General features: G+C 65.5%; 24 protein-coding genes, 3 tRNA genes and 1 pseudogene. 11 read left to right on the forward strand and 17 right to left on the reverse strand.

All coding sequences use genetic code 11. The features are described 5' to 3' along the window. Positions 1-8 precede the first annotated feature (8 nt). Together ABXG85_RS00425 and ABXG85_RS00430 are read right to left on the reverse strand one after the other, a co-directional pair. Positions 9-1,232, reverse strand: a complete 1,224-nt coding sequence (locus ABXG85_RS00425) for a vWA domain-containing protein (protein WP_353511768.1) — start codon at positions 1,230-1,232, stop codon at positions 9-11. Between the two features lie 17 nt (positions 1,233-1,249). Continuing rightward, positions 1,250-2,644, reverse strand: a complete 1,395-nt coding sequence (locus ABXG85_RS00430) for a sigma 54-interacting transcriptional regulator (RefSeq protein ID WP_353511769.1) — start codon at positions 2,642-2,644, stop codon at positions 1,250-1,252. Positions 2,645-2,725: 81 nt separating this feature from the next. On the opposite strand from ABXG85_RS00430, the gene hslV reads away from it, so the two are divergent. From hslV to ABXG85_RS00450, 4 genes are all read left to right on the forward strand, one after another. Further along, positions 2,726-3,292, forward strand: a complete 567-nt coding sequence (gene hslV / locus ABXG85_RS00435) for an ATP-dependent protease subunit HslV (RefSeq protein ID WP_353512056.1) — start codon at positions 2,726-2,728, stop codon at positions 3,290-3,292. Further along, entirely contained in the window at positions 3,289-4,539 is a 1,251-nt protein-coding gene (locus tag ABXG85_RS00440) for an ATP-dependent protease ATPase subunit HslU (RefSeq protein WP_353511770.1), read from the forward strand. Before hslV ends, ABXG85_RS00440 begins: the two co-directional genes overlap by 4 nt. Positions 4,540-4,560: 21 nt before the next feature. Further along, positions 4,561-5,628: a tetratricopeptide repeat protein gene (locus tag ABXG85_RS00445; RefSeq protein WP_353511771.1), complete on the forward strand. Its 1,068-nt coding sequence runs from the start codon at positions 4,561-4,563 to the stop codon at positions 5,626-5,628. 76 nt (positions 5,629-5,704) lie between these two features. Beyond that, positions 5,705-6,436 carry a formate dehydrogenase accessory sulfurtransferase FdhD gene (locus ABXG85_RS00450; protein ID WP_353511772.1) on the forward strand — a complete coding sequence of 244 codons (732 nt, stop codon included), beginning with the start codon at positions 5,705-5,707 and terminating at the stop codon, positions 6,434-6,436. Here ABXG85_RS00450 and tatA read toward each other — a convergent pair. Beyond that, the gene (gene tatA, locus ABXG85_RS00455) at positions 6,433-6,597 is read right to left on the reverse strand and encodes a twin-arginine translocase TatA/TatE family subunit (protein WP_353511773.1); all 165 of its coding nucleotides are present in this window, start codon (positions 6,595-6,597) and stop codon (positions 6,433-6,435) included. The genes ABXG85_RS00450 and tatA overlap by 4 nt on opposite strands. A 70-nt stretch (positions 6,598-6,667) precedes the next feature. Between tatA and ABXG85_RS00460 the strand changes: the two genes are divergently transcribed. The 3 genes from ABXG85_RS00460 (at position 6,668) to ABXG85_RS00470 (ending at position 6,935) form a co-directional block, all read left to right on the forward strand. Beyond that, positions 6,668-6,744: transfer RNA gene (locus ABXG85_RS00460), tRNA-Pro, on the forward strand. Position 6,745: 1 nt separating this feature from the next. Next, a tRNA-Gly gene (locus ABXG85_RS00465) sits at positions 6,746-6,821 on the forward strand. A gap of 38 nt (positions 6,822-6,859) precedes the next feature. Next, a tRNA-Arg gene (locus tag ABXG85_RS00470) sits at positions 6,860-6,935 on the forward strand. 73 nt (positions 6,936-7,008) lie between these two features. Here ABXG85_RS00470 and ABXG85_RS00475 read toward each other — a convergent pair. The 3 genes and pseudogenes from ABXG85_RS00475 to ABXG85_RS00485 all read right to left on the reverse strand — a co-directional run. After that, a pseudogene (locus ABXG85_RS00475) lies at positions 7,009-7,251 on the reverse strand (tyrosine-type recombinase/integrase); the annotation flags it as partial. A 265-nt stretch (positions 7,252-7,516) separates the two neighbouring features. Then, positions 7,517-7,768 carry a type II toxin-antitoxin system HicA family toxin gene (locus tag ABXG85_RS00480; RefSeq protein ID WP_353511774.1) on the reverse strand — a complete coding sequence of 84 codons (252 nt, stop codon included), beginning with the start codon at positions 7,766-7,768 and terminating at the stop codon, positions 7,517-7,519. Positions 7,769-7,924: 156 nt separating this feature from the next. Further along, the gene (locus ABXG85_RS00485; RefSeq protein ID WP_353511775.1) at positions 7,925-8,491 is read right to left on the reverse strand and encodes a thioredoxin family protein; all 567 of its coding nucleotides are present in this window, start codon (positions 8,489-8,491) and stop codon (positions 7,925-7,927) included. 66 nt (positions 8,492-8,557) lie between these two features. Between ABXG85_RS00485 and ABXG85_RS00490 the strand changes: the two genes are divergently transcribed. Beyond that, on the forward strand, positions 8,558-10,978 hold the full coding sequence (locus ABXG85_RS00490; protein ID WP_353512057.1) for a cation-translocating P-type ATPase: 2,421 nt from the start codon (positions 8,558-8,560) through the stop codon (positions 10,976-10,978). Between the two features lie 164 nt (positions 10,979-11,142). Here ABXG85_RS00490 and ABXG85_RS00495 read toward each other — a convergent pair whose 3' ends face one another. The 11 genes from ABXG85_RS00495 to mglB all read right to left on the reverse strand — a co-directional run bounded on the left by ABXG85_RS00495 (position 11,143) and on the right by mglB (position 21,191). Beyond that, entirely contained in the window at positions 11,143-11,583 is a 441-nt protein-coding gene (locus ABXG85_RS00495; protein WP_353511776.1) for a universal stress protein, read from the reverse strand. Between the two features lie 3 nt (positions 11,584-11,586). Then, positions 11,587-13,314: a ribonuclease J gene (locus ABXG85_RS00500; RefSeq protein ID WP_353511777.1), complete on the reverse strand. Its 1,728-nt coding sequence runs from the start codon at positions 13,312-13,314 to the stop codon at positions 11,587-11,589. Positions 13,315-13,371: 57 nt separating this feature from the next. Beyond that, positions 13,372-15,516 (reverse strand): polyribonucleotide nucleotidyltransferase, encoded by a 2,145-nt coding sequence (gene pnp / locus ABXG85_RS00505; protein WP_353511778.1) that lies wholly within the window; start codon positions 15,514-15,516, stop codon positions 13,372-13,374. 58 nt (positions 15,517-15,574) lie between these two features. Further along, on the reverse strand, positions 15,575-15,844 hold the full coding sequence (rpsO, locus tag ABXG85_RS00510) for a 30S ribosomal protein S15 (RefSeq protein ID WP_353511779.1): 270 nt from the start codon (positions 15,842-15,844) through the stop codon (positions 15,575-15,577). 62 nt (positions 15,845-15,906) lie between these two features. Next, a complete protein-coding gene (locus ABXG85_RS00515; protein WP_353511780.1) occupies positions 15,907-17,061 on the reverse strand; it encodes an MFS transporter in 1,155 nt (384 codons plus the stop codon). Then, positions 17,058-17,537 carry a hypothetical protein gene (locus ABXG85_RS00520; protein WP_353511781.1) on the reverse strand — a complete coding sequence of 160 codons (480 nt, stop codon included), beginning with the start codon at positions 17,535-17,537 and terminating at the stop codon, positions 17,058-17,060. Before ABXG85_RS00520 ends, ABXG85_RS00515 begins: the two co-directional genes overlap by 4 nt. A 69-nt stretch (positions 17,538-17,606) precedes the next feature. Continuing rightward, positions 17,607-19,295, reverse strand: coding sequence for a b(o/a)3-type cytochrome-c oxidase subunit 1 (locus ABXG85_RS00525; protein WP_353511782.1), 1,689 nt, complete (start codon positions 19,293-19,295; stop codon positions 17,607-17,609). A 3-nt stretch (positions 19,296-19,298) separates the two neighbouring features. Next, on the reverse strand, positions 19,299-19,805 hold the full coding sequence (gene cbaB / locus ABXG85_RS00530; protein WP_353511783.1) for a ba3-type cytochrome C oxidase subunit II: 507 nt from the start codon (positions 19,803-19,805) through the stop codon (positions 19,299-19,301). 3 nt (positions 19,806-19,808) lie between these two features. Further along, positions 19,809-19,913 (reverse strand): cytochrome c oxidase subunit 2A, encoded by a 105-nt coding sequence (locus ABXG85_RS00535; RefSeq protein ID WP_353511784.1) that lies wholly within the window; start codon positions 19,911-19,913, stop codon positions 19,809-19,811. Positions 19,914-20,107: 194 nt separating this feature from the next. After that, positions 20,108-20,698 carry a GTPase MglA gene (gene mglA / locus ABXG85_RS00540; protein ID WP_353511785.1) on the reverse strand — a complete coding sequence of 197 codons (591 nt, stop codon included), beginning with the start codon at positions 20,696-20,698 and terminating at the stop codon, positions 20,108-20,110. A 1-nt stretch (position 20,699) separates the two neighbouring features. Continuing rightward, entirely contained in the window at positions 20,700-21,191 is a 492-nt protein-coding gene (gene mglB / locus ABXG85_RS00545) for a GTPase-activating protein MglB (protein ID WP_353511786.1), read from the reverse strand. 17 nt (positions 21,192-21,208) lie between these two features. On the opposite strand from mglB, the gene ABXG85_RS00550 reads away from it, so the two are divergent. Genes ABXG85_RS00550 through ABXG85_RS00560 form a run of 3 tightly spaced genes read left to right on the forward strand, consistent with a single transcriptional unit; the run spans position 21,209 to position 24,334 of the window. After that, positions 21,209-22,534, forward strand: a complete 1,326-nt coding sequence (locus ABXG85_RS00550; RefSeq protein WP_353511787.1) for a M20/M25/M40 family metallo-hydrolase — start codon at positions 21,209-21,211, stop codon at positions 22,532-22,534. 5 nt (positions 22,535-22,539) lie between these two features. Next, the gene (gene speB, locus ABXG85_RS00555; protein ID WP_353511788.1) at positions 22,540-23,421 is read left to right on the forward strand and encodes an agmatinase; all 882 of its coding nucleotides are present in this window, start codon (positions 22,540-22,542) and stop codon (positions 23,419-23,421) included. Between the two features lie 28 nt (positions 23,422-23,449). Next, positions 23,450-24,334: an alpha/beta hydrolase family protein gene (locus ABXG85_RS00560; RefSeq protein ID WP_353511789.1), complete on the forward strand. Its 885-nt coding sequence runs from the start codon at positions 23,450-23,452 to the stop codon at positions 24,332-24,334. Positions 24,335-24,344: the final 10 nt, after the last annotated feature.

Genomic DNA, 24,344 nt, shown 5'->3' on the forward strand with positions numbered 1-24,344 from the left:
TACCGGCCTTAATTGGCCCGCACCTTCTTGTTCAGGAAGTCCAAGAGCAGGTACTTGCCGATGTTCCTGGGGCTTGTGAGGTAGGCCTTGCCCCGGGTGATTTGGGAAAGCTTCTTCACGAAGGCCAACAGCTCAGGCTCCCGGGCCAGCATGAAGGTGTGGATGGAGATGCCCTCCCGCCGGGCCAAGGTGGCCTCCTTGAGGGTTTCCGCCAGGATCAAGGGGTCTAGGCCCCAGGCGTTTTTGTAGATCTCCCCGCTGGGGAGGGTCAGGGCGGAGGGCTTGCCGTCGGTGATGAGGATGATCTGCTTCATCTCCCCCCCCATCTTCTTGAGGAGGGTGCGGGCCAGCTCCAGCCCCGCCTTGGTGTTGGTGTGGTAGGGGCCCACCTGGGCCAGGGGGAGCTTGGCCAGGGGGATCTCCTCGGCGGTGTCGTGGAAGAGGACGAAGCGCACCCGGTCCCCGGGGTACTGGGTGCGGATCAGGTGGGCCAGGGCCAGGGCCACCTTCTTGGCGGGGGTGAAGCGGTCCTCCCCGTAGAGGATCATGGAGTGGGAGCAGTCCAGGAGGACCACGGTGCTCATGCTGGCGGTGTACTCCGCCAGGTCAATCACCAGGTCCTCGTGGCTCAGGCGCTCTAGCCCCTTGGCCACCGCCTTCTTCAAGGTTTCCGGGATGTTGAGCTCCAGGGGGTCTCCCCACTCCCAGGGCTTGGTCTCCCCGGTCTTCTCCACCCCCGGGGCGTGGTGAGGGGTTGGGTGGAGGCCAGGGGGGTTCCGTCCCAAGGCCCCCAGGAGTTCCCGTAAGCTCTTGAGTCCCAGGAAGTCCGAGGCCTTCTCGGTGAGTTCCAAACGGGTTTCCCCCGCCTCGCCTTTGTACCCGGCTTGGGCTGGGCGGGTGGGGTCTTCCCCGGGAAGGCGGAGGTAGCCCGCTTCCTGGAGCTTCTGGATCATGCGCGTTAGGGCCTGGTGGAGGCGGGTTTCCTCCTTGCGGTTCGCGAAGCGGGCCTCCTTTAGCCATTCCTCGGGGACGAGCTCGTTCTGTAAAAGGGCCTGGAGGAGGGCGTCGTAGAGGTCTTCCAGGCTTGGAGCCCGGCTTGGGTCGGGGTCGTAGCGCTGGAAGGGGTCGGAGAAGCCCGAGTCCAGGAGGAAGTCCTCCAGGAGGTCTAGGATTTCCTCGGGGGAAAGCTCGTCCAGGTTGCCCTCGTAGCGGCTATACCGGATCGCCTTCATCTTTCCTCCGGGCCCGGTCAGTTGCCATAGCCCCGCGCCCTTTCCGCCGCCTGGTAGCTCGCCTCGCCCCGGGCGAGCTTCCTGCGGCCCACTAGGCCCTCCAGGACGAATTCCGCCGCGGAGAGGAGAAGCTCGGGAGCCTCGTTTTCCGCTAAGGTCTTCGCCGCCTCCATAAGCCCCGGCACCTCTGCCAACGCCGCTAAGGCGCCCTCCAGGTCCCCCTCGGGCAGGGTGAGGAGGTTTCCCGCCTCGAAGTGGGCCACGATGGGCTCGGTCTTGAGGCGGTAGCGGGGGAGGACCAGGCCGAAGGCCCGCTGCACCAGCTCCTTGGCCACCCGCTCTGCTCCCTGCAGCTCCCCTTCGTACTCCAGTTCCAGCTTCCCCGTGATGGCGGGAAGGCCTTGGTAGAGGTCCAAGGGCCGGGCCACGGGCCGGACCCTCAAAAGGAGGGCCCGCCTTTCGGCGCTCGCCGCCACCACCTCCAGGAGGCTTATGGGAAGGCGCTGGGACACCCCAGCGGTCTGGTCCACCCGGCGGTCCTCCCGGGCGGCGAAGGCCACCGCCTCCACGGAAAGCCGCACCCACTCCGGCACCTCCACCCCCTCAGGCACGTAGGCCTCCTGAGCGCTGATCCTGGCCCCTTCCTCCAGGCTCCTGGGGTAGTGGGTGCGGATCTCGCTCCCGATGCGGTCCTTGAGGGGGGTGACGATGCGGCCCCGGGCGGTGTAGTCCTGGGGGTTGGCGGTGAAGACGAGCCAGACGTCCAGGGGGAGGCGGATGGGGTAGCCCCGGATCTGGATGTCGCCCTCCTCGAGGATGTTGAAAAGCGCCACCTGCACCTTAGGCGCCAGGTCGGCCAGCTCGTTCACGGCGAAGATGCCCCGGTTGGCCCGGGGGAGGAGGCCAAAATGGATGCTCTCCAAATCCGCCATCCCCGTGCCCCGCCGCGCCGCCTTGATGGGGTCCATGTCCCCCAGGAGGTCGGCCACGGTGGTGTCGGGGGTGGCGAGCTTTTCCACGTACCGCTCTTCCCGGCCCACCCAGACGATGGGGGCCTCGTCCCCGGCCTCCTGCAAAAGCCGCTTGCCCTCGGGGGAGATGGGGAAGAGAGGGTTGTCGCGAAGTTCGGTGGGCAGGGCGGGGACCTCCTCGTCCAGGAGGCTCACCAGGCTCCGGAGGATGCGGCTTTTCGCCTGGCCCCGGGTGCCCAAGAGGATGAAGTTCTGCTTGGCCAGGATGGCCTGGACCAGGGCGGGGATCACCGTGTCCTCGTAGCCGTGGATGCCGGGGAAAAGCCTCTCGCCCCGCCAGAGCTTTTCCCGGAGGTTTTCCCGCGCCTCGTCCTTCACGGAGCGCCGGAGCTTTTCCAAGGGATAGGTGCGCTTGAGCTCGCCTAGGGTCTTGGCCTTCACCCTTTCCAGTTTAGGGCCTCCAGGCATAGGGGTGTGTGGCCCGGGTCGCCCTGGGGTTGCCTCTTGCCTAACGCCCTTCTCATGGCCGAGGGGTATCTTGGCGGCGTGGAGATCCACGGCACCACCATCCTGGCCGTCCGCAAGGACGGGGTCACGGCCCTGGCTGGGGACGGCCAGGTGACCTTCGGCCAGACGGTTCTCAAACGCGGGGCGGTGAAGGTGCGGAAGGTGGAGGTGGGGGAGGGGGTTCTGGTGGGGTTCGCCGGGGGGGTAGCGGACGCCTTGGCCCTTCTGGAGCGCTTTGAGGAGAAGCTCAAAGAGGCCAAGGGCTCCCTGCTAAGGGCGGCGGTGGAAACCGCCAAGCTCTGGCGCACCGACCGGGTTCTCCGCCACCTCCAGGCCATGATCGTGGCCGCCGACCGGGAAGCCATGGTCCTCCTTTCGGGAAGCGGCGAGGTCATCACCCCGGAGGAGCCCCTTTTGGCGGTGGGCTCGGGGGGACCTTATGCCCTGGCGGCTGCCAAGGCCCTTTACCGCCACTCTGGCCTTTCCGCCAAGGCCATCGCCGAGGAGTCCATAAGGATCGCCGCCGAGGTGGACCTATACACCTCGGGCCAGGTTACCGTCCTCACCCTGGGGGAAGCATGAACCTCACGCCCGCCGAGATCGTCCGGGAGCTTTCCAAGCACATCGTCGGCCAGGAGGCGGCCAAGCGGGCCGTGGCCGTGGCCCTGCGCAACCGCTACCGCAGGAAACAACTCCCCCCCGAGATCGCCCGGGAGGTGACGCCCAAGAACATCCTCATGATCGGGCCCACGGGGGTGGGGAAGACGGAGATCGCCCGCCGACTGGCCCGTTTGGCGGGGGCCCCCTTCGTGAAGGTGGAGGCCACCAAGTTCACGGAGGTGGGCTACGTGGGCCGGGACGTGGACTCCATCGTCCGCGACCTGGCGGAGGCCAGCTACCAGCTGGTCCTGGAGGAGATGAAGAAGAAGGTGGAGGAAAAGGCCCTGGCCTTTGCCGAGGAGGAGCTCGCCACCCTCCTTAGGGCCTCCGTGGCCGAGGTGCGCTCGGGACGCCTGGACGGCCTTTCCGTGGAGGTGCAGGTGGAGGAGGAGGTGAGCCTGCCCTTCATGGGGGTCCTGGGGAGCGAGGGGTTTGGCGGCATGGGGGAGATGCTTAAAGGGCTTCTCCCCAAGCGGCCCGCCCGCAAGCGCATGACGGTGAAGGAGGCGCGGGAGGTGCTTAAGAACCAGCACGCTGAGCGCCTCATCGACAAGGAAGAGCTCAAGGAGGAGGCGCGGCGCCGGGCCCAGGAGGAGGGCATCGTCTTCATCGACGAGCTGGACAAGGTGGCGCGGAGGGAAGGCACCGTGGGCCCAGACGTTTCCGGGGAAGGGGTGCAGCGGGACCTCCTGCCCATCGTGGAGGGCACGGTGGTGTCCACCCGCATCGGCCCCATCTCCACGGAGCACGTTCTCTTCATCGCCGCCGGGGCCTTCCACGTGGCCAAGCCCTCGGACCTGATCCCCGAGCTCCAGGGCCGCTTTCCCATCCGGGTGGAGCTTTCCCCCTTGGGCCCCGAGGAGTTTTTCCGCATCCTGAAGGAGCCGGAGAACTCCCTCATCCGGCAGTACACCGAGCTTCTTCGGGCGGACGGCACCGAGTTGGTCTTCCACGAGGACGCCCTATGGGCCATTGCCGAGGCCGCCCACCGGGCCAACCGGGAGCTAGAGGACATCGGGGCCAGGCGGCTGGCCACGGTGTTGGAACGGGTTTTGGAGGAGGTGAGTTTTCAGACCGACCTTGGGCGGGTGGAGATTACCCGGGCCTACGTGGAGAAAAGGTTGGAGGAAGTCTTCGCCTCCCCTGACCTGACGCGGTTTGTGCTTTAGACTCTTTGGAGGAGGTTTGGCATGCGCTGGTTGTTTTTGGCCCTGAGCTTGCTGGCGGCTCCCACCCTGGCCCAGACCCCCCCGCCCCCGGCGGGGCAGACAGCCACCCAGGATGCCTTGAGGCTGGGGGTGCAGCTTTACGCCTTGGGGCGGTACGAGGCGGCCCTCCAGGCCTTTGAACGGGCGGCCAAGGACAAGCCCCAAGACCCGGATGTTCTCTACTGGCTAGCCCGGGCCCAGCTCAAGGTGGGCCTCTTGAACCCTGCCTTGGAAAACGCCAAGGGTCTGGTGGCCAAGAACCCCCGTTACATCGGGGGCTACATGGTTCTGGCGGAGGCCTACATCGCCCTCTACCGGGCCAGCGAGGATCGGGAGAAGGGCAAGGCCTATTTGGACCAAGCCCTGAGCGTCCTCCGGGACGCCGAACGCATCAACCCCCGCTACGCCCCCCTATTCGCCCAGCGGGGCCTGGTCTATGCTCTTTTGGGTCAGGTAGATAGGGCGGAGGAGGCTTTCAAAAAAGCCTTGACCCTACAGGACACCCCCGAGGTGCGTTTGGCGATGGCGGAGCTTTACCTGGCGGTTGGGCGGCTGGACGAGGCCTTGGACCAGTACGCCCGAGCGCTCCAGATGGCCCCTAAGGACGCCGATTTGCGGGTGCGCTACGCTTCGGCCCTCCTCCTCAAGGGCCGGGCGGAGGAGGCAGCCCGGTTGCTGGAGGAGGGACACAAGCTCAAGCCCCTGGACGCTGAGGGGTGGTACACCTTGGGCCAGGCCTACCTGACCTTGGGCCGCTGGAAGGAGGCGGGGGTGGCCTTGGAGAACGCCGTGGCCCTGGCCCCTTTGCGCTTCCCCGCCGCCTATTACTACTTGGGCCAGGTCTACTTGGCCCTGGGGGATGCGCAGAAGGCGAAAAGCCGCCTCACCGTGGCCGTGCGTCTGGACCCCAAGCGGCCGGAGTACCGCTACCAGCTCTGCCTGGCCAACGAGAAGCTTGGGGACAAGGAAGGGGCGCGCTACCAGTGCCAGGAGGCGTTGAAGTTGAAACCGGGTTACAAGGAGGCAGAGGAGGTCTTGCGCCGCCTCTAGAGGGTAGGGGTCCCCAGGGGCTTTGTGCCCCTGGGGCTTTTTTCCTAGGCGTGGGAGGGCTATGGTGAGGGGGTCTATGTGGCGCTACGAGGGGGGGCGCTTCCTGGCAGAACGCTTTCCCCTTCCCGAAGAGGCCCGCCTCCTTCTGGTGGTGAACGGCGAGCCCTGGACCGCCTTGAGCTATACCCCGGGGGACGAGGTGTACCTGGCCCTGGGCCACCTTTACCTGAGCGGGGCCATTTCCAGCCTGGAGGGGGTTCGGGTTCGGGTGGGTGAGGGGATGGTCTTGGTGGATCTTTCCCAAACCCCAGAGCGAGGCGTGGGGGTACGGGATAGCGGCTGCGCCGCGGGCCTGCGTTTCGGCGAGCCTAGCCTTGCGCCCCTACCCCAGATCCCGTTGGACCCGAGGTTACCCCTTCGCCTCCTCGCCGAGCTTCGTGCCCGCGCCCGGGCCTACGCCCGCACCCGGGGCATCCATGGTGCCGCCCTCTTTGACCTCGAGGGCAACCTCCTCTACCTCAACGAGGACATTGGTCGCCACAACGCCGTGGACCGCCTGGCGGGGTTCATGCTGAACGAAGGCGTGCCCCCGCCCGTGTTGGTGGCCTCCACGGGCCGGGTCAGCCTGGAGATGGCGGCCAAGGCGGTGGGCATGGGGGCGGTGCTCCTGGCTAGCCGTACCGGCGCTACCGCACCCGCCGTGGCCTTGGCCCGCCAACATGGCTTGGCCCTGGCCGCCTACGTGCGCCCCACGGGCTACCGCCTCTACGCCCCGGGGGGGATGCCCGTGGGGGAGGAGGTCCTTTAAGCCTTGGGCTCTTCCTTCTTGTCCTCGCCCTCCTGCAGGCCCTTCTTGAACTCCCGGGCCGACTGGCCGATGCCCCGGGCCAGCTCGGGAAGCTTCTTGGCGCCGAAGAGGAGGAGGATCACCAGGAGGATGAGGAGGATTTCCACCGGACCTAAGCGCATGGGCCTATCTTAGCACGCCTTGACCCTCTTGGAAGCAGGTGCTATCGTGGCCTCTGGGGTGGCCAGGCCCCGGGGCGTAGCGCAGGCCGGTAGCGCACCTGCTTTGGGAGCAGGGGGTCGCCCGTTCAAATCGGGCCGCCCCGACCATGCGGGAGTAGCTCAGTTGGTAGAGCATCGGCCTTCCAAGCCGAGGGTCGCGGGTTCGAGTCCCGTCTCCCGCTCCAAACGGCCGGGGTGGCGCGCCACCCCGGCCTCGTTGCATGGGCCCGTAGCTCAGGGGACAGAGCAGCCGCCTTCTAAGCGGTAGGTCGGGGGTTCGAATCCCTCCGGGCCCGCCAGCTCCAGGACCTATGGCTTCACCCCCCGGTAGCGTAGCCGGGGGGTGGCCTGGTTAGCTTATGGTTAGCTTATCTAGGCCTGCCCTCGAGGCCCCACCAAGTCCTCCGGGTCGAGGACCCACCCCCGCCGCTCCTCCTCCAGAAGGTGGCGGTACACCCCAAGGGTGATGTTGGGGTTGGCGTGTCCAAGCCGCTCCGAAACAAGCTCCAAGGGGGCCCCGTGGGCAAGGAGCAGAGAGCCGTAGGTGTGGCGGAGGTCGTGGACGCGAAGGGGGGGAAGGCCGTACCTCTGGCAGATGCGGCGCAAGGTGTGGTTGGGGGGCGTGCACGTCCAGGAGGCGCTCAGGGTCGTTGCCGGGGAGGACCCAGGCTTCCAGAGGGGGGCGTTCCCAAGCGCTCTGTCCACCAGTCCCGGTAGGCCCGGGGGCGGGGAGGGGCGGGCGTACCCGTTGAAGAAGCTTGCCCCGCATAGGCCTATTATTGCGCCGCGCGAATGCCGCCTTCCGCCACCTTCCTGCGCTTTCCTCGAGAAGCTAAGCTGGGTATCTAGGGGATCCCCGTGCGAGGGAAGACTCCTCCGGTCAGGGGGGAGGGCAGGAGAGGGGCGGGGGAGGGTACGGCTGCCTCTCCGGCTCAGGTGCCCTCGAGGAGAGGAACTTCTCCCACGTGAGCCCGGCTTGGCGGAGGATGCTCCGGAGGGTGCCCACGGCAATCTCCTTGTGGGCGGGCACGATGACCACCTGAAGCCCTTCCGGGCGCTCCCTGATGAACTTGACGTAGCTCCCCATCTGGGAATGGAGCCGGGAGCCTAAGGCCTCGAGGCGGCCCTTCACCTCCCGGTAGGGGAGGGGCCGCCTAGGCCCCGACCTCTACTTCCACCCCCCGCACCTCGGGCACCCGGGCCGGGGTGGGGGGCTCAAAGTAGAGCTCCAGGGCCTCCCGGAGGTTGGCCAAGGCCTCCTCTTATGCGAGGCCATTAGCTGTTCCCGCTAACTTAGGCGAACCTCGGGTTCGTTCCCCGGCTTCCACTTGATGGTGCACCCGATGGCGGGCGCCTCGGCCAGGGGAGGCTCCTTGCCCTGAAGCAGGGCCTCGATGGCCGCCTCGAGGTCGTGGCTTTGCACCTTGCTCACGTCTTTGGGGCTATCGTTTACCCGGCCGTGGTAGCGGAGAAGCCGCCTTTCGTCGAAGAGGAAGACCTCCGGGGTCCTTAGGGCCTTGTAGGCCTTGGCCACCTCCTGGCTTTCGTCCAGGAGGTAGGGGAAGAAGATGCCGTGCTCCTTGGCGAAGGCCACCATGCCCTCGGGGCTGTCCTCAGGGTACTTCTCGTAATCGTTGGCGTTGATGCCCACGAAGGCCACCTTGCCCCGGTACTTTTCCGCCAAGGCCACCAGCTCGCCGATGGAGCCCTTCACGTAAGGACAGTGGTTGCACATGAAGAGCACGGCCAAAAGGGGCTCTTGGAACTGGGAAAGGCGGTAGCGCCCGCCCCGGGGGTCGGGGAGCTCGGCGTCGATGAGAGGGCTTCCTAGGGGCAGTTCTGGATACGTCAGCATGCTTTTATGCTAACCCTCCGCCACCTGGGGCAACAAGCCCTAAACCCTTTGGGTATCCTTAGGCTCATGCGAGGGCTTTCCAGTGAGGAGGCGAGGCGCCGTTTAAGGGAGTTTGGGCCCAATGCCCTGCCGGAAAAGCCGGAAGAGCCCCTTTGGCGAAAGTTCCTGCGCCAGTTCCAAAGCCCTCTTATCTACATCCTCCTTCTGGCCTTGGTTATCGACCTAGTCCTTTGGCTTTCCGAGGGGGCCCATGGGGTTCCCGTGGAGTCCTTGAGCATCCTGGCCATCCTCCTCCTGAACGCCGGGCTTGGCACCTTTCAGGAAAAGCGATCGGAGGAGGCCCTCAAGCGGCTTAAAGCCCTGGCGGAGCCCATGGTCTACGCCCTCCGCGATGGCCGCTTTGTGCGCCTGCTGAGCCGGGAACTGGTCCCTGGGGATGTGGTGCGCCTCGAGGCGGGGGACCGGGTGCCCGCCGACGGCGTCTTGCTAGAAGGAAGCGGGGTTTTGGTGGACGAAAGCGTCCTCACCGGGGAAAGCGTGCCCGTGGAAAAGGAGGTGGGGGAGGAGGTCTTCGCCGGGACGCTTTTGGTGCGGGGACGGGCCCTGGTGGAGGTAACCCGCACCGGGCTCAAAAGCGCCATGGGGCGTATCGCCGCCCTTCTTGCCGAGATGGAGGAGGAAAAAACCCCTTTAGAGCGCCGCCTCCACGCCCTCGGAAACCGGGTGGCCCGCTGGGTGCTCCTTCTGGCCTTGGCCCTCCTCCTCTTGGGGTTTTGGGTGGAGGGGTTTTCCGCCAAGGTGGTTCTTTTTGCCGTGGCCTTGGCGGTGGCCGCCGTGCCTGAGGGTCTTCCCGCCATCCTCACCCTGGCCTTGAGCCTGGGGGTGGAGCGCATGGCGCGCCGCAAGGCGGTGGTGCGGCGGCTCGCTGCGGTGGAGGCCTTGGGAAGCGTGACGGTCATCGCCACGGACAAAACCGGCACCCTCACGGAAAACCGCATGGAGGTGGAGCGCGTGGTGGGGCCGGACCCGCAAGGGGCGCTGCTGGCCATGGTCCTCTGCAACGACGCCGATCTCGCCACGGGGGTCGGGGACCCCTTGGAGCTCGGCCTCCTCCGCTACGCAAAGGAGGCGGGCCTGGACGTGGAGAGGCTTAGGCAGGAGCACCCCCGCCTTTCCGAGCGCCCCTTTGACAGCGCTTGGAAGTACATGCGGGTGACCACGCCCGGGGGAAGCTTCCTCAAGGGGGCCCCGGAGGCCCTTATCCCAAGGCTTGCCCTTCCCGAAGAGGAGAAGCGCCGCCTCTTGCAGGAGGCGGAAACCCACGCCGCCAAGGGATATCGGGTCTTAGCCTTCGCCTTCGGGGATGGGGAGAGGGAGGACAACCTCCGCTTCCTTGGGTTCGGCTTGCTCCTGGACCCGCCCCGGCCCGAGGTGCCGGAGGCCATGCGCCGCGTCCTGGAAGCGGGGGTGCGGGTGGTGATGGTGACAGGGGACCACCCCGCCACCGCCGTGGCCATCGCAAGGCGCATCGGCCTTTCCGTGGAAACGGTGGCCACGGGGGAAGACCTGGAGGCCTTGACCGATGAGGAGCTTTTAGAGGTGGATGTCTTCGCCCGGGTCAAACCGGAGCAGAAGCTTCGGATTGTGGAGGCACTGCAAAAGGCGGGGGAGGTGGTGGCCATGACCGGGGACGGGGTGAACGACGCCCCGGCCTTGAAGCGGGCGGACGTGGGGGTGGCCATGGGGCAGCGGGGCTCGGAGGTGAGCCGGGAAGTGGCGGACCTGATCCTCCTGGACGACAACTTCGCCACCCTGGTGGCCGCGGTTGAGGAGGGGCGGAGCATCTACGAGAACATCCAGAAGTTCCTCCGCTTCCTCTTCTCCACCAACCTTTCGGAAATCCTGATGGTGGCGGTGGGCATGGTTCTCGCCGCCTTTCTGGGCCTGAGGGATGCCGCTGGACACCTTATTTTGCCCCTCACGGCGGTACAGATCCTCTGGATCAACCTGGTGACGGACGGCCTCCCCGCCTTGGCCCTGGCCTTGGACCAAAACCCTGGGGTGCTCAAGCGCCCGCCTCGGCCCAAGGAAAGCCCTCTCCTGGATGGGCCCTCCTTGCGCTTCGTCCTCCTCACAGGAGGGGTGAAGGCGGGGCTTGCCCTTGGCCTTCTCGCCCTCCTTCCCCTATGGGTGGGGGTGGAGGCGGCGCGGAGCGCCACCTTTCACTTCATGGCCGCAGGGCAACTCTTCTTCGCCTACGCTGCCCGGCACACCGAGCTTGTTCCCCTTCCCAATCCCTACCTGCACGGGGCCGTGGTCCTGGGTATTTTGGTCCAGGTTGCCTTGGGTAACCTGGCGCCGGGGCTAGTGGAGGCGGTGCCCCTTGCCCCCTGGCTTTGGGGCTTGGTACTCGCCCTGGCCCTTTTGGCCTGGGGTTTGGCGGAGGCGGTGGACCGGCTAGTGTGGCGGAAGGAGGTGCGGCGGTGAAGGCAAAGGACGTGAGGGTAAGCCCCGTGGTGATTCCACCAGGCCCAAGAGAGTCACCCTGGCGGCGCTTTTCGTCGCCTTGGCCATGTATGGCGTGGTCCTGGTGGGGATGAGCTACCAGGCCTTGCGCAAGTTGGCCGCAATGTCCTGGGGCTTCTTTAGCTTTACGCCCTGCGGTAGGGCACCACCAGGACGGGTTTTGGGCTTTTGCGTACCACCTCGAGGGTCACGCTCCCAAGGAGAAGGCTGTCCAGCCCCGTGCGCCCGTGGCTTCCCATGACGATGAGGTCGTGGCGTTCCGCCTCCCGCAGGATCACCTCCGCCGCCCGGCCCTCGAGGAGATGGGCCTCAAAGGGTACCCCTAGCTCCTCCGCTAGGCGGGTTCCCTGGTCCAGGGCCTTAAGCCCCAGCTGGCGGAGGTCCTCCAGGAGGGCCTGGTAGTAGGGAAGGGTTTCCGGGCCTAAAAGGAGCTTGGGCCCTAAGGGTTCCACGGCGTGAAGGAGGGTCACCTTGGCCTTTAGGGCCGCGGCTAGGCGGAGGCCTTCCTTAAGGCCAACCTCCGCCGCCTCGCTCCCGTCCGTGGGCAACAAGAGGCGTTGGTACATCGCCTACCCCTCAATCACCACGGGCAGGATCACGGGGTCGCGGCCCGTGGCCTTTTTCAGGAACTTTTTCACCGGGTAGTAGATATCGTCCCGGATGCGCTCCAGGGGCTTTTTCTCCCGCACCCCGTTTTGCAAGGCCTCCAGGGCCATGCGCCGCACCTCCCCAAGTAGCCTTTCCCCGGCCTTCACGAAGCCCCGGGACACCACCTCCACCACAGGGTCCTCCCCCGCCAGGGCGGTGATGACCACCAAGCCTTCCTCCGCCATGTGGCGCCGGTCCGCTAGGATCTCCTCGGTGATGTCCCCCACGCCCAGGCCATCCACGTAAAGCACCCCGTGGGGCACCTCCCCCGTCTTCTCAAAGGTGTCCCGGGTGAGGCGGTAAACGGCCCCGTTTTCCCCGATTAGGGTCTTCTCGGGTGGGCGGCTCATCCCCTCCGCCAGCCACTTGAAGTTCACCTGGTGGCGCACCTCCCCGTGCCAGGGGAGGAAGAAGCGGGGGGTGGTGAGGTTGAGGATGAGCTTTAGTTCCTCCTGGGAGGCGTGGCCCGAGGCGTGGACCTTGTAGGTGGGGGGGTAAAGGACGTACGCCCCCAGGGCGTACAGGCGGTTGATGACCCGGTTCACCGCCTCCTCGTTGCCGGGGATGGGGCTAGAGGAGAGGATTACCGTGTCCCCGGGCTTGATGGCCATCTTGGCGTGGCCTTCGAAGGCCAGGCGGTGGAGGACGGACATGGGCTGGCCCTGGCTCCCCGTGGCCAGGATGAGGACTTGGTGGTCGGGGAGGTCCTTGACCTCCTCGAGGGTGTAGAGGCGGTCCTTTACCTTCAGGTACCCCAGCTCCAGGGCGATGCGGCTGAACTTCAGCATGCTCCGCCCTTCCATGGCCACCTTGCGCCCGTACTTCTCCGCCGCCCAGATCACCGACTGGATGCGGTGGATGTGGCTGGCGAAGGTGGTGACGAAGACCCGCCCCGGGGCGCGGCCGATGACCCGGTCCAGCTCCTTGGCGATCTCCATCTCGCTGGGGGTGTAGCCGGGCCGCTCGGCGTTGGTGGCGTCGGCGATGAGGAGCAAAACCCCTTCCGCCCCCGCCTGGGCCACCTTGGCCAGGTGGGAGACCTTGCCGTCGATGGGCGTGGCGTCCAGCTTGAAGTCCCCGGTGTGGACGATGGTGCCGATGGGGGTACGGATCACCACCCCGGAGTTGTCGGGGATGGAGTGGGTCATGCGGAAGAGGTCCAGGGTGAAGTACCGCCCCACCTGGATGCGGTCGTCGGGAAAGATCTCCTTCAGGTTGAAGGCCCCAGGCCTTAGGCCAAACTCCTCCAGCTTACCCTTCAAAAGGCCCAGGGTGAGCTTGGCCCCGTAGATGGGCACGGGGCTTTCCTTGCCGAAGACCATGGGCAGGAGGAAGGGAAGGCCCCCGATGTGGTCCTCGTGGCCGTGGGTGAGGACCCAGGCCTTGATGCGGTGGCGGTTTTCCACCAGGTAGTCCACCCGGGGGATCAGGAGGTCCACCCCGGGCATCCCTTCGTCGGGGAAGGCTAGGCCCCCATCCAGAACGAAGATTTCGTCGCGGAAGCGAAAGGCGGTGATGTTTTTGCCGATCTCCCCCATGCCCCCTAAGGGGATGATTTCCACGGCATCTTGGGTGCCGCTTGCGGCCAGGGGGGCTTCCTGCGGCCGCTTTTTGCGCCTTCTCCTGGGCTTGCGTTCTTGCGTTTCCATAAACCTCCTATCTTCCCGGCCTGGCCGGGAGTTGGGCCAAGAGAAAACCCCCAGGGGCTAGCCGCGCCGCCTGGGGGGGATTTTGCCTTCCAACTCGGGCCGGATTAGGTCGATCTTGCCCCGCTCGTCGATGCGGTGGACCTTGACCTTGATCACGTCCCCCACCTTGAGGTGGTCCTCCACCCGCTCCACCCGGCCCGGGGCGATCTGGCTGATGTGGAGGAGGCCTTCCGTGCCCGGGAAGAGGCTGATGAAGGCGCCGAAGGGGGTGATCTTGGTGACGGTGCCCTCGTAGACCTCCCCCACCTTGGCCTCGCGGGTGAGGTCTTCTATGCGCTTCTTGGCCTTCTCCGCCGCCTCGAGGTCCGCGGAGTAGATGCGCACCGTCCCGTCTTCTTCGATGTCCACCTCCACGCCTAGCTCCTCCAAGGCCCGGACGTTTTTGCCGCCGGGGCCGATGACCAGGCCAATTTTCTCCACCGGCACCTTGAGGGTGAGGATCCGGGGGGCGAAGGGCTTGAGCTCGGGGCGCGGGGCGGGTAGGACACTTTCCATGATGGCCAGGATCTTTAGCCGCGCCTCCTTGGCCTGGAGCAAGGCCTCCTTGAGGACCTCCCGCGGCAGGCCCCCCACCTTGTTGTCCATCTGCAAGGCGGTGATGCCGTCCTTGGTGCCCGCCACCTTGAAGTCCATATCCCCGAGGGCGTCCTCCAGGCCCAGGATGTCCGTGAGGATCACCGCCCGGTCGCCTTCCCACACCAGCCCCATGGCCACCCCAGCCACGGGCTTTTGGATGGGCACCCCAGCGTCCATGAGGGCCAAGCAGCCGGCGCAGACCGTGGCCATGGAGCTGGAGCCGTTGGACTCTAGCACGTCCCCCACCACCCGGATGGTGTAGGGGAAGCTTTCCTGGGGCGGGAGCACCGCCCGTAGGGCCCGCTTGGCCAGGTTGCCGTGGCCCACCTCCCGCCGGGAAACCCCGCGAAGCCGCTTCACCTCCCCGGTGGAGTAGGGGGGGAAGTTGTAGTGGACCAAAAAGGGGTCGGTCTCGTCAATCCCCAGGTCGTCGATGATCTGCTCGTCCCGGCCCGTACCCAGGGTCACCGTGCCCAACACCTGGGTTTCGCCCCGGGTGAAGACCGCCGAGCCGTGGGCTCGGGGCAGAACGTCCACCTCCACCCAGATGGGCCTTAGGTCCTTGGGGCCGCGGCCATCGGCCCGCTTGCCCTCTTCCAAGACCAGCCGCCTTAGCTCCCGCCGCACCACCTCGTCAAAGGCGCTCTCGTAGAGGGGCTTTTTGCCCTCGTCCAGGGTGCCGTCCTCTAGCCGGGGCAGGGCCTCGGCGATGAGGCTTTCGGCAAAGGCCTCGAGGGCTCGGCTCCTTTCCCCTTTGCTGGCCGTCTGGAGCACCTGGGAAAGCCCCCGTTCTAAGGCCAGGCGATAGAGGGCTTCCTTCTCCTCCTCAGAGAGGGTTTCGGGGGGCGTCCAGGCCATCTTGGGCTTGCCCAGCTCCCTCGCCATCCTCTCCTGGAGCTCCAGGATGGGCTGCATCTCCCTATGGGCGAACTCCAGGGCTTGGACCAGGGTTTCCTCGTCCACCTCCTTGGCCCCAGCCTCCACCATGAGGATGGCCTCCCGGCTCCCCGCCACCACCAGGTCCAGCTGGCTTTCCTCCATCTCCTGGAGGGTGGGGTTTAGAACGAACTGCCCGCCGATGAGCCCCACCCGCACCGCGGCGATGGGGCCCTCCCAGGGGATGTCGGAAAGCATAAGGGCGGCGCTGGCCGCAATGGGCCCCAGGATGTCGGGAGGGTTCTTCTGGTCTGCGGAGAGCACCGTGAGGATGACCTGTACCTCGTGGCGGAAGCCCTTGGGGAAGAGGGGCCGGATGGGGCGGTCCGTCATGCGGGCGGAAAGGATGGCCTTCTCCCCCGGGCGCCCTTCCCGGCGCATGAAGCTCCCCGGGATCTTACCCACGGCGTAGTGGCGCTCTTCGAACTCCACGGTGAGGGGAAGGAAGTCCGCCTGGATGGGCTCCTCCGAGGCTTGGGCCGTGGCGAGGACCACGGTGTCCCCGTAACGCGCCAAGACGGAGCCGGAAACCTGCTTGGCGTATTTGCCCGTTTCCAGGACCAGGGGGCGCCCCGCCACCTGGGTTTCGTAACGGAAGGCTTGGGGTGTGTTGGGTGTGGCGTCTGGCATACGCTCCTCTAAGCGAAAGGCGGAGCCCTAAGGCCCCGCCCCCGACCTAAACCCTAGTTTACTTCCTCAAGCCCAGCTTCTCAACCAGGGCGCGGTAGCGCTCAGGGTCTTCCCGCTCTAGGTAGCGCAGAAGCCTCCGGCGCTGGCCCACCAGCATGAGGAGGCCCCGGTGGGAGTGGTGGTCGTGCTTGTGTAGCTGGAGGTGTTCGGAAAGCCTGTTGATGCGCAAGGTGAGCAACGCCACCTGCACCTCGGTGCTCCCCGTGTCCCCGGGGAAGCGGGCGAACTCCTCGATGACCTTTTGCTTCTCTTCCTTGGTGATGGGCATCTTAACCTCCGTCAGGGGGGAAGGCGCTTTTTGCCCCTTCCTCCTCGAGGCCCTCAGGGGCCTCACCCAGGATAGGTCCCCCGCCTTCTCCCGTCAAGGAGGAAGAGGAGAAGGGCCAAAAGGGCCAGGCTGGCCCCCAGGGCAAAGGCCACCTCGGCCCCATAGAGGTGCCAAAGCCATCCGAAAAGGGCGCTGGCAGGAAGCAAAAGCACGCCCACCACCGTGTGGTAGAGCCCGATGGCGCTGGCCTTGATCTTTGGGGGTACCAAGGTGGCTAAATAGGCCCGGCTACTCCCTTCAAAGGCGGCGGAGTAAAGGGCATAAAGGAGCAAAAAGGCCACGGCCCAGACGGGGCTTTCCGCCCAGGCGAAGCCCAGGTAGACCAGGGCGTACAGGAAAAACCCCAGGGCCACCACCCGCCTTAGGCCCACCCGGTCCGCCAGGCTTCCCAAAGGGTAAGAAAGGAGGGCGTAGAGGAGGTTGTAGGCGGTATAGGCCAGGGTCACTTCCTCTTGGGAAAGGCCCAGGTCCTTAAGGCGGAGGAGGAGAAAGGCGTTGGAGGAAAGCGCCAGGGCGAAGATGCCCGCAATGAGGAGGAAGCGGCGGTAGGCGAGGGGCATGGCCTTAAGCCGAAGGGGCGGCAGGGCCGGCAGGGATCTTGGGCCAGGGGCCTCCCGCACCAAGAGGAGGGCCAAAAACGCCAGGCCTGCGGGAATGGCCGAGGCCCAGAACACTCCTCGCACTCCCAGGTGGGGCAGGAGGAAGAAGGCGAGGAGGGGGCCAAGGGTGGCGCCTAAGGTGTCCAGCCCCCGGTGGAGGCCGTAGGCTCGGCCTAGGGCTTCCTGCGGCACGCTCTCCGCCAGGAGGGCGTCCCGGGGGGCGGTCCTTAGGCCCTTCCCGGTGCGGTCCAAGAAGCGGTAGAGAAGGAGGTGAAAAGGGCTTTGCGCCAGGGCCAAAAGGGGGCGAAAGAGGGCGGGAAGGCCGTAGCCGAGAAGGAGCAGGGGCTTGCGCCGGCCTAAGCGGTCGGAGACCCTTCCCCCCACCACCTTAAAAAGGCTGGCCGTGGCCTCGGCCACCCCTTCCACCAGGCCCAAGGTTCCCGCCCCGGCCCCCAGGCTGGTAAGGAAGAGGGGTAGAAGGGGATAGACCATTTCGCTGGCCACGTCCATGAGGAAGCTGACCAGGCCCAAGAGGTACACGATGCTGGGGAGCCTCATGGACGGAACCTAGCGTAAAACCAGAGCAAAAGGGGCTCAGGCAAGATCATGAGGAGGGAAAGGAAGTCTAGGGGCGCCGGGGCGAGCCAGGCCAGGCCCAAGGGGGTGGCGAAGGGGAGGGGTAGGGTGCGGGTAAGGAGGAAAAGACCAAGAAAGGCAAGGGAAAGCCCCACCCCTACCCGCCACACTCGAGGAGCGAAGGGAGGGTCGGTCTCCGGGTACATGAGGCGGAGGACCGCCAGGACCAGGGTGTAGGTCACCTTTAGGGCCAAAAGGGCGAGGAAAAGCTGGCCGTAGAAGTAATACTCGGAAACAAGACCATAGCGCACCGCCTCGGCTTCAGAGAGGCCCAAAGCGCTTCCGCATAGGCCCTGGCCCAAGGCTCCCCCGAGCCCCAGGCCCAAGAACTGCAGGAAAAAGGGTAGAAGGTTTAACCCCGCCACCCAGGGTAGTCCAGGACCAGAAACAAATCCCACGGGTACAGCCTCTTCCCCTTAGTCAAAAAGGTCAAGGGCCGGAGCTTTCCGACCCTTGACCTGAAGGGTTTACCAGAGTCGCCAGCCCGGTACAGGGTTCAAGTTGCTAAAGAGCTGCACCAAGGTGGGGCCGTAGGCCAAAACCACCAGGATCACCGCCACGGCGAACCAGAAGCCGATGCGGTCCATGGCCTGGACGAGCCGGCGATCCTCGGGGCCGGAGAGCACCTCGGCGAAGGGCACGGGCGCCTCAGCCAACTCCATTCGCCGCTCCCTGTTTAGGAGGACACTGAAGAGGCCGTAGATGAAGAGAAGAAGCGCTACCAGCAGCACGATGCCCGCCAGGATGTTGAAGACCATGGGTATGGCGGCGTGGGGGTATGCGTCCGGTACCTGGGCGATGTAGGCCCTGCGGGGCACGTTGAGAAGTCCGGCCCAGTGCAGGCCCACGGCCATCAGCATCATCCCGATAAACCAAAGCCACACCACCGCCAGGCCAAGCCGCCTTTGGGCGTCGGAGATGGGCTTGCCCGTGAGGTTGGGGATGAGCCACCACAAGGAGCCCATGGCGGTGAGGGTCACCAAGCTCGCCACCTGCAGGTGGAAGTGGCCAGGGATCCAGACTGTGTTATGCACTACGTAATTCAGGGTGTAGCTAGCGTTCACAATCCCGCCCGCACCACCGGGAATAAAGCCTAGAAGGCCCAGCACGGGGGCTACGAAGGCGGGGTTGTCCCAGGGAAGGGCCTTGATCCAGCCGAAAAGCCCCTTACCGCCCCGCATCCTTCCGGCGAACTCCAGGCTTGCAGCGATGGTAAAGGCAGTCATGAGGCTCGGCACCGCCACAAAGAAGGTGAGGATGGAGTGGATCAGCTTCCAGGTGGGGTCAATCCCGGGGTCGGCGAACTGGTGGTGGAAGCCCACCGGGGTGGAGAAGAGGAGGAAAAGGAGGAAGACCAGGCGGGCTATGGGGTCGGAAACCAGTTTGCCCCCCGCTTGCTTGGGGAGAATGGTGTAGATGATGGCGTAGGCCGGCAGGAGCCAGAAGTAGACGATGGGGTGGCCCGTCCACCAGAAGAGGGTGCGGGCCACCAGGGGGTCCACCCCTTGGATGAGGCCAAAGGACCAGGGCAGGAGGAAGAGCACCGACTCGAGGACCAGCCCAATGGAGGCCAGGAACCACATGAGCCAGAAGACCACGGCCATGTAGGTGACCAGAGGGGTCACCTTACCCGGGTTTTGCGCCTTCCAACGGCGCCAGAGGTCCAGCACCACGTAAATGCTCACCCAAGTGGAAAGGACGAAGACGCTTGCCCCCAGGTAGAAGGCCCAGTGGCCCTTAAGGGGAGGGTAGAAGGTGTAGAGCACCGTGGCTTCGTTGGCAAGAAGGGGAAGCGCCGCCACTACAAGTCCAAGGAAGGCCATCCACCAGGAAAGCCACACCAAGCGCATGTTGGGCCGGAGGTTTAGCTCCCGGGCCGGCAGGTAGACCATGGTGGCCTGGGCGAAGAGCTGGGTGAAGACGATGGCGTTTAGGACTCCGTGCAGGGTCAGGCCCTGGTAGTAGGACTGAACGAAGGGCAAGAGGCGCTTAAGAAGCGGGTAGGCGTCCACGTTGCCGTAGTTCAAGGCCTGGAAGGGGCCGAAAAGGCTCCCCACGATCACGGCAATGAAGCCCAGGACTAGGAAGTAGAGGGTGGCCTTCTTTTCCGGATAGGCTTCGTAGATACGGGTAGTATCTCCTCTAAGCACCGCCATGGTTCACTCCTTCACTACAATCTTTCCGAACATGTTCTGGTGGCCGAGGCCGCAGTACTGGTTGCAGATGATCCGGTACTCTCCAGCCTTCTTGAAGGTGTAGCGCACGGTGGAAACTTCCCCGGGAAGCACCTCCACGTTGATGTTCGTCCCCTCTACGTGGAAGCCGTGGATCACATCTGGGCTTGTGATCTTGAAGATGATCTCGGCCCCCTTGGGTACTTCAATGGGATTGGGCTGGTAACCGAAGGCGAAGGCCAGGACGTAAACGGTGTACTGGTTGGGGCCGGTTTGGACCACCGCTTGGGCGGGGTCAGCCCAGGGGCCTTCGGTGCGCACCGTGGTGGGGTTCACCCGTTCCAGCTTTCCTGCGGGGATGGCCCCGGCGGTGTGCGTGGCTAAGGTATAGGCGATGAGGGCGATGAAGACGAGAAGCATGACCAAGGAGAAAGCCAGCCAGCCTTTTTCGTAGGCGAGGATCGCTTTGTGGGCCTTGTGCTCGTCTACCATGGCTTACCCCCGTGCGAAGAAGAGGACGTATACCCCTAACCAAAAAACCAATATGGTGAAGGTGAGAACTACGATTACTCCTAGAGCGCCTATCGGTTTCTCCTCCATACCCTTCCTCCCTAACGGCGGTGTGCCGTATACGGGGGTTAGGGTAACAAAAAGCCCGAGAAAGGGTGAAGTACATTTGTCCCTTTAGGTAGAAGAATACCGGGACAAAAGTTCCTGCATCTTTACGCATACAGGAGGGGCGTAAATGACCAGGGGCCAGGAGGTGCTCCCGGCCCCTGAGCCCTGCCCTGGGTTTAGGCCCCGCTTCCCACCCGGGCCAGGACTAGGCGGCTCACCTCCTTGAGGGTTTCAAAGACCCCTTTTCCTTCGGTGGCCACCGCTTCAAACACGGGAAAGCGTTTCTCTGGGTCCACCACCGCTTGCACCATCTCCACGGGGAGGGCGTCGGGGAGGTCGCGCTTGTTTACCTGAAGGACCACGGGGAGGTCTTCTACCTTGAGGCCGTATTCTGCCAGATTTTCCCGCATGTTGCGCATGCTCTCGGCGTTGGCCCGGAGACGGTTTGGGGCGGAGTCAGCCACGAAGACGATGCCGTCCACGCCCCGGAGGATGAGTTTTCGGCTTGCGTTGTAGAAGACCTGCCCTGGTACCGTGTAGAGGTGGAAGCGGGTTTTAAAGCCTTTTACCTCCCCTAAGTCCAGAGGGAGAAAGTCAAAGAAAAGCGTCCGCTCGTCCTCGGTGGCTAGGGAAACCATCTCCCCCTTCCGGCCTTCCGGGATCTTGCCGTAAATCCACTTGAGGTTGGTGGTTTTGCCCGAAAGACCGGGGCCGTAGTAGACGATCTTGAAGTTGATCTCGCGGTTGGCGAAGTTGATGGTGCTCATGCTAGTTGCCGAAAAGCTCGTCCAACAGGGCCTTGGCTTCCTCGCGGTACTGGGTGTCCAGGCTGAGCTTGGGGGGGTTGGCCAGGGCCTCCTCGGCGAGCTTGGCCAGGGCCTCCGCCGCCCGTTTGCCGTACAGCTTCACCTTGCCCAAGGGGGCATTCTCGTCGAAGACCAGGACCAAAAGGGCGTGTTCCCCAGCCTCGTCCACGTAGAGGCCCATGCGCTCCCCCTGGTGGACCACCTCTTGGAAGCGGGCCTCGCCCAGGAGCTTGGCCAGGGCCTGGGTGGCGGCGGCGTTGCCCGCCACCAGGGTAGCTAGGGAGTCTAAAGGCGGGGGCTTGGGGGCCCAGAGGGCCTCCTTGTGGGATAGAACAAAGCCTTTTCGGTCAATGAAGAGGGCGTAGCGGGCCCCGGTTTCCCGTAGGGTTTCCTCCAGGACGCCCATGGCCCGCTCGTAAGGGCCTCCGTAGAGGACCAAGGAAGGTTCCACCATAGTATGCTCAGTCTACCATGAGGCCTTTTTTGGAAGAGGCAAGGGCGCTTCTTGCGGAGCTGGTGGCCCTGCCCACGGTGAGCGCCGAGGGTAAGGCCTTGGCTGAAGGGGCGGAAAAGGTGGCGGAGTACTTCCGGGGTCTAGGTTTGGAGGCGGAGCTCCACGAGGGGTATGGGCCCCCTGTGGTCTACGCCCAGGGTGGGGAGGGGGAGAAGACCCTTCTTTTTTATAACCACTACGATGTCCAGCCCCCGGATCCCTTGGAGCTTTGGGAAAACGACCCCTTTACCCTGGTGGAGCGGGAGGGGGCCTGGTACGGGCGGGGCACCCACGACGACAAGGGGGAGCTGGTGGCCAGGCTCATGGCCCTCAAGCTTTTCCGGGAGAAGCACGGGTTTTTGCCCCGGGTGAAGTTCGTGGTGGAGGGGGAGGAGGAGGTGGGGAGCCCCCACCTCGAGGCCTACGTGGCGGCCCACGCTCCCCGCCTCCAGGCGGACGCCATCCTCTGGGAGGCGGGCGGGGTGGATGCGAAGGGGAGGCCCTACCTCTACGCCGGCCTCAAGGGGATCGTGGCCCTGGAATTGCGGGTGCGCACGGCGGCCTTTGACCTCCACTCCTCCTACGGGGCGGTGGTGGAAAACCCCATCTACCGCCTAAGCCGGGCCCTGGCCTCCCTGAGGGACGAGGAGGGCAGGGTTTTAATCCCGGGCTTCTACGCCAAGGTGCGGCCCCTCACGCCCTTAGAGCTGGAGGTCTTGGCGGAGATCCCCGACGAAAGCGAAGCGCTAAAGGAGGCTTTCAGCGTACGGGACTTCCTGGGTGGGGCGAGGAACCTGGAGTTTAACCAAAGGCTTTACGCCGAGCCCTGCGTGAACCTCAACGGCTTCCATTCGGGCTACGGGGGGCCTGGGTCCAAGACCGTGCTTCCGGCGGAGGCCTACGCCAAGCTGGACTTCCGCCTGGTGCCGGACCAGGACCCCGAGGAGGTGCCCTCGCTCCTTCAGCGCCACCTCGAGGCCCAAGGCTTCCACGACGTGGAGGTGAGGGTCCTGGAGAAGGGGGAGCGCCCGGCCCGCTCCGACCTGGCCCACCCCTTCGTGGGCCTGGCGCGGCAGGCCTTGGAGGAAGCCTTCGGCCAGAAGGCGGTCCTCTACCCCAACATGGCGGGCTCGGGGCCCATGTACCCCTTCCTCCACCACCTGAAGGCCCCGGCGGTGGGCCTGGGGGTGGGCTACCCGGGGAGCCGCGTGCATAGCCCCAACGAGCACATCCGCATCCTTGACTTTGAGCGGGGTACCCTGGCCATTCTGCGCCTGATGGAGCGCTTTTTCGGTATCCTCTGAGGGCTATGCGCCTCGTCTTTGGCGAACAGGACACCCCTTACGAGGCGGCGCGGGTGGTGGTCTTGCCCGTGCCCTACGACCTTTCCCTTTCCTTCCTCCCCGGCGCCCGGCGGGGCCCGGAGGCCATCCTCCTGGCGAGCCGGGAGCTGGAGCCCTTTCTCCTGGAGCTCGGCGTCGCCCCCGAGGAGGCGGGGATCCACGCCGCCGAGCCCGTGCCCTGGGTGGCGGGAAGCGCCGAGGCCAGCCACCGCCTGATCCGGGAGGCGGCCCTGGCCCACCTGGGGGCGGGGAAGTTCCTGGTGGCCCTCGGGGGGGACCACTCCATCACCCATCCCTTGGTCATGGCTCACCGGGAGGCCTTGGGGGAGTTTTCCCTCCTGCACATCGACGCCCACGCCGACCTCTACCCAGAGTGGCAGGGCTCGGTCTACTCCCACGCCTCCCCCTTGTACCGCCTCCTTCAGGAGGGGTTTCCCCTGGTCCAGGTGGGCATTCGGGCCATGGACCAAGACTCCTTGCGCCTGGCGCGGGAGCGGGGCGTGGGCCTTTTCCCCGCCCATCGGCTTCACAAGGAGGGGCTTCCCCTAAAGGAGATCCTGGCCGCCTTGGGAAAGCGGGTCTACATCACCTTTGACTTTGACGCCCTGGACCCTGCAGTGATGCCCAGCGTGGGCACTCCCTTGCCGGGGGGGCTTACCTACCGCCAGGCGGTGGATCTCCTGCAAGCGGTCTTTGCCGAGAAGGAGGTGGTGGGCATGGACTTCGTGGAGCTCTCCCCCAACGGCCAGTTCCACGCCGAGATGACCGCAGCCCAGCTCGTCTACCACGCCATCGGCCTGAAGGCGCTCCAGGCTGGGTGGCTTGTCCCGGAAGGGGAGCACAGTTAGGAACGGCGTCTTCTCGTAGCCTTGGGGCATGCGCCTCGGCCTCTTTCTTTTCTTCCTTGTCCCCGCCCTGGCCCAGGTCCTCACCCTTCCCGAGCTTCGGGCCCGGACCTATGGGGAGGGGGGCTTTCGGGTGGAGCGGGTCCTGGAGGAGGGGGCCCGTTTCACCCGGGTGCAGTTTTCCCACCTTTCGGACGGCCTTAGGGTCCACGGCTTCGCCAACCTCCCCAGGGGCCAGGGGCCTTTCCCGGTGGTGGTGGTCCTCCACGGCTACGTGGAGCCGAGCCGCTACCGCCTCCTGGCCTACACCGCCCGGTACGCCGACTGGCTGGCCCAAGCGGGCTTTTTGGTCCTCCACCCCAACTACCGGGGCCACCCTCCTTCGGAAGGCGCCCCGGCCCGGGGGCTTCGCCACGCCTACGCCGTGGACGTTTTGAACCTTCTGGCCGAGGTGCGCCGGGGGGCTTTTCCCCAGGCTGATGCCTCCCGCATCGCCCTCTTCGGCCACTCCATGGGCGGGGGCATCGCCCAGGTGGTGAGCCTGGTGGACCCCACGCTTAAGGGGGCGGTCCTCTACGGGAGCATGAGCGGGGACGAGCGGCAGAACCTGGAACGGATCCTGATGTGGTCCGGGGGCGCGCGGGGTCGGGAGCTCTATACCCTTGCCCCCGAGGTCTTGCGCCAGGCTTCCCCCTGGACCTACCTGGCGGAACTGGCCGTGCCCTACAGCGTCCACCACGGGCTACAGGACGCCCAGGTGCCTCCGGAGTGGTCGTGGGAGCTTTGCCGCAGGCTTAAGGCCCTGGGCAAGCCCGTGGAGTGCTTTAGTTACCCGGGAGGGCACCTCTTCCAAGGGGAGGTGGACCGCCGCTTCCGGGAACGGGCCTTAGCCTTCTTAAGGCGGGTCCTGCGCTAGGCTCTAAGGG

The organism is Thermus sp. LT1-2-5, from assembly GCF_040363165.1.
Taxonomy (GTDB): domain Bacteria; phylum Deinococcota; class Deinococci; order Deinococcales; family Thermaceae; genus Thermus.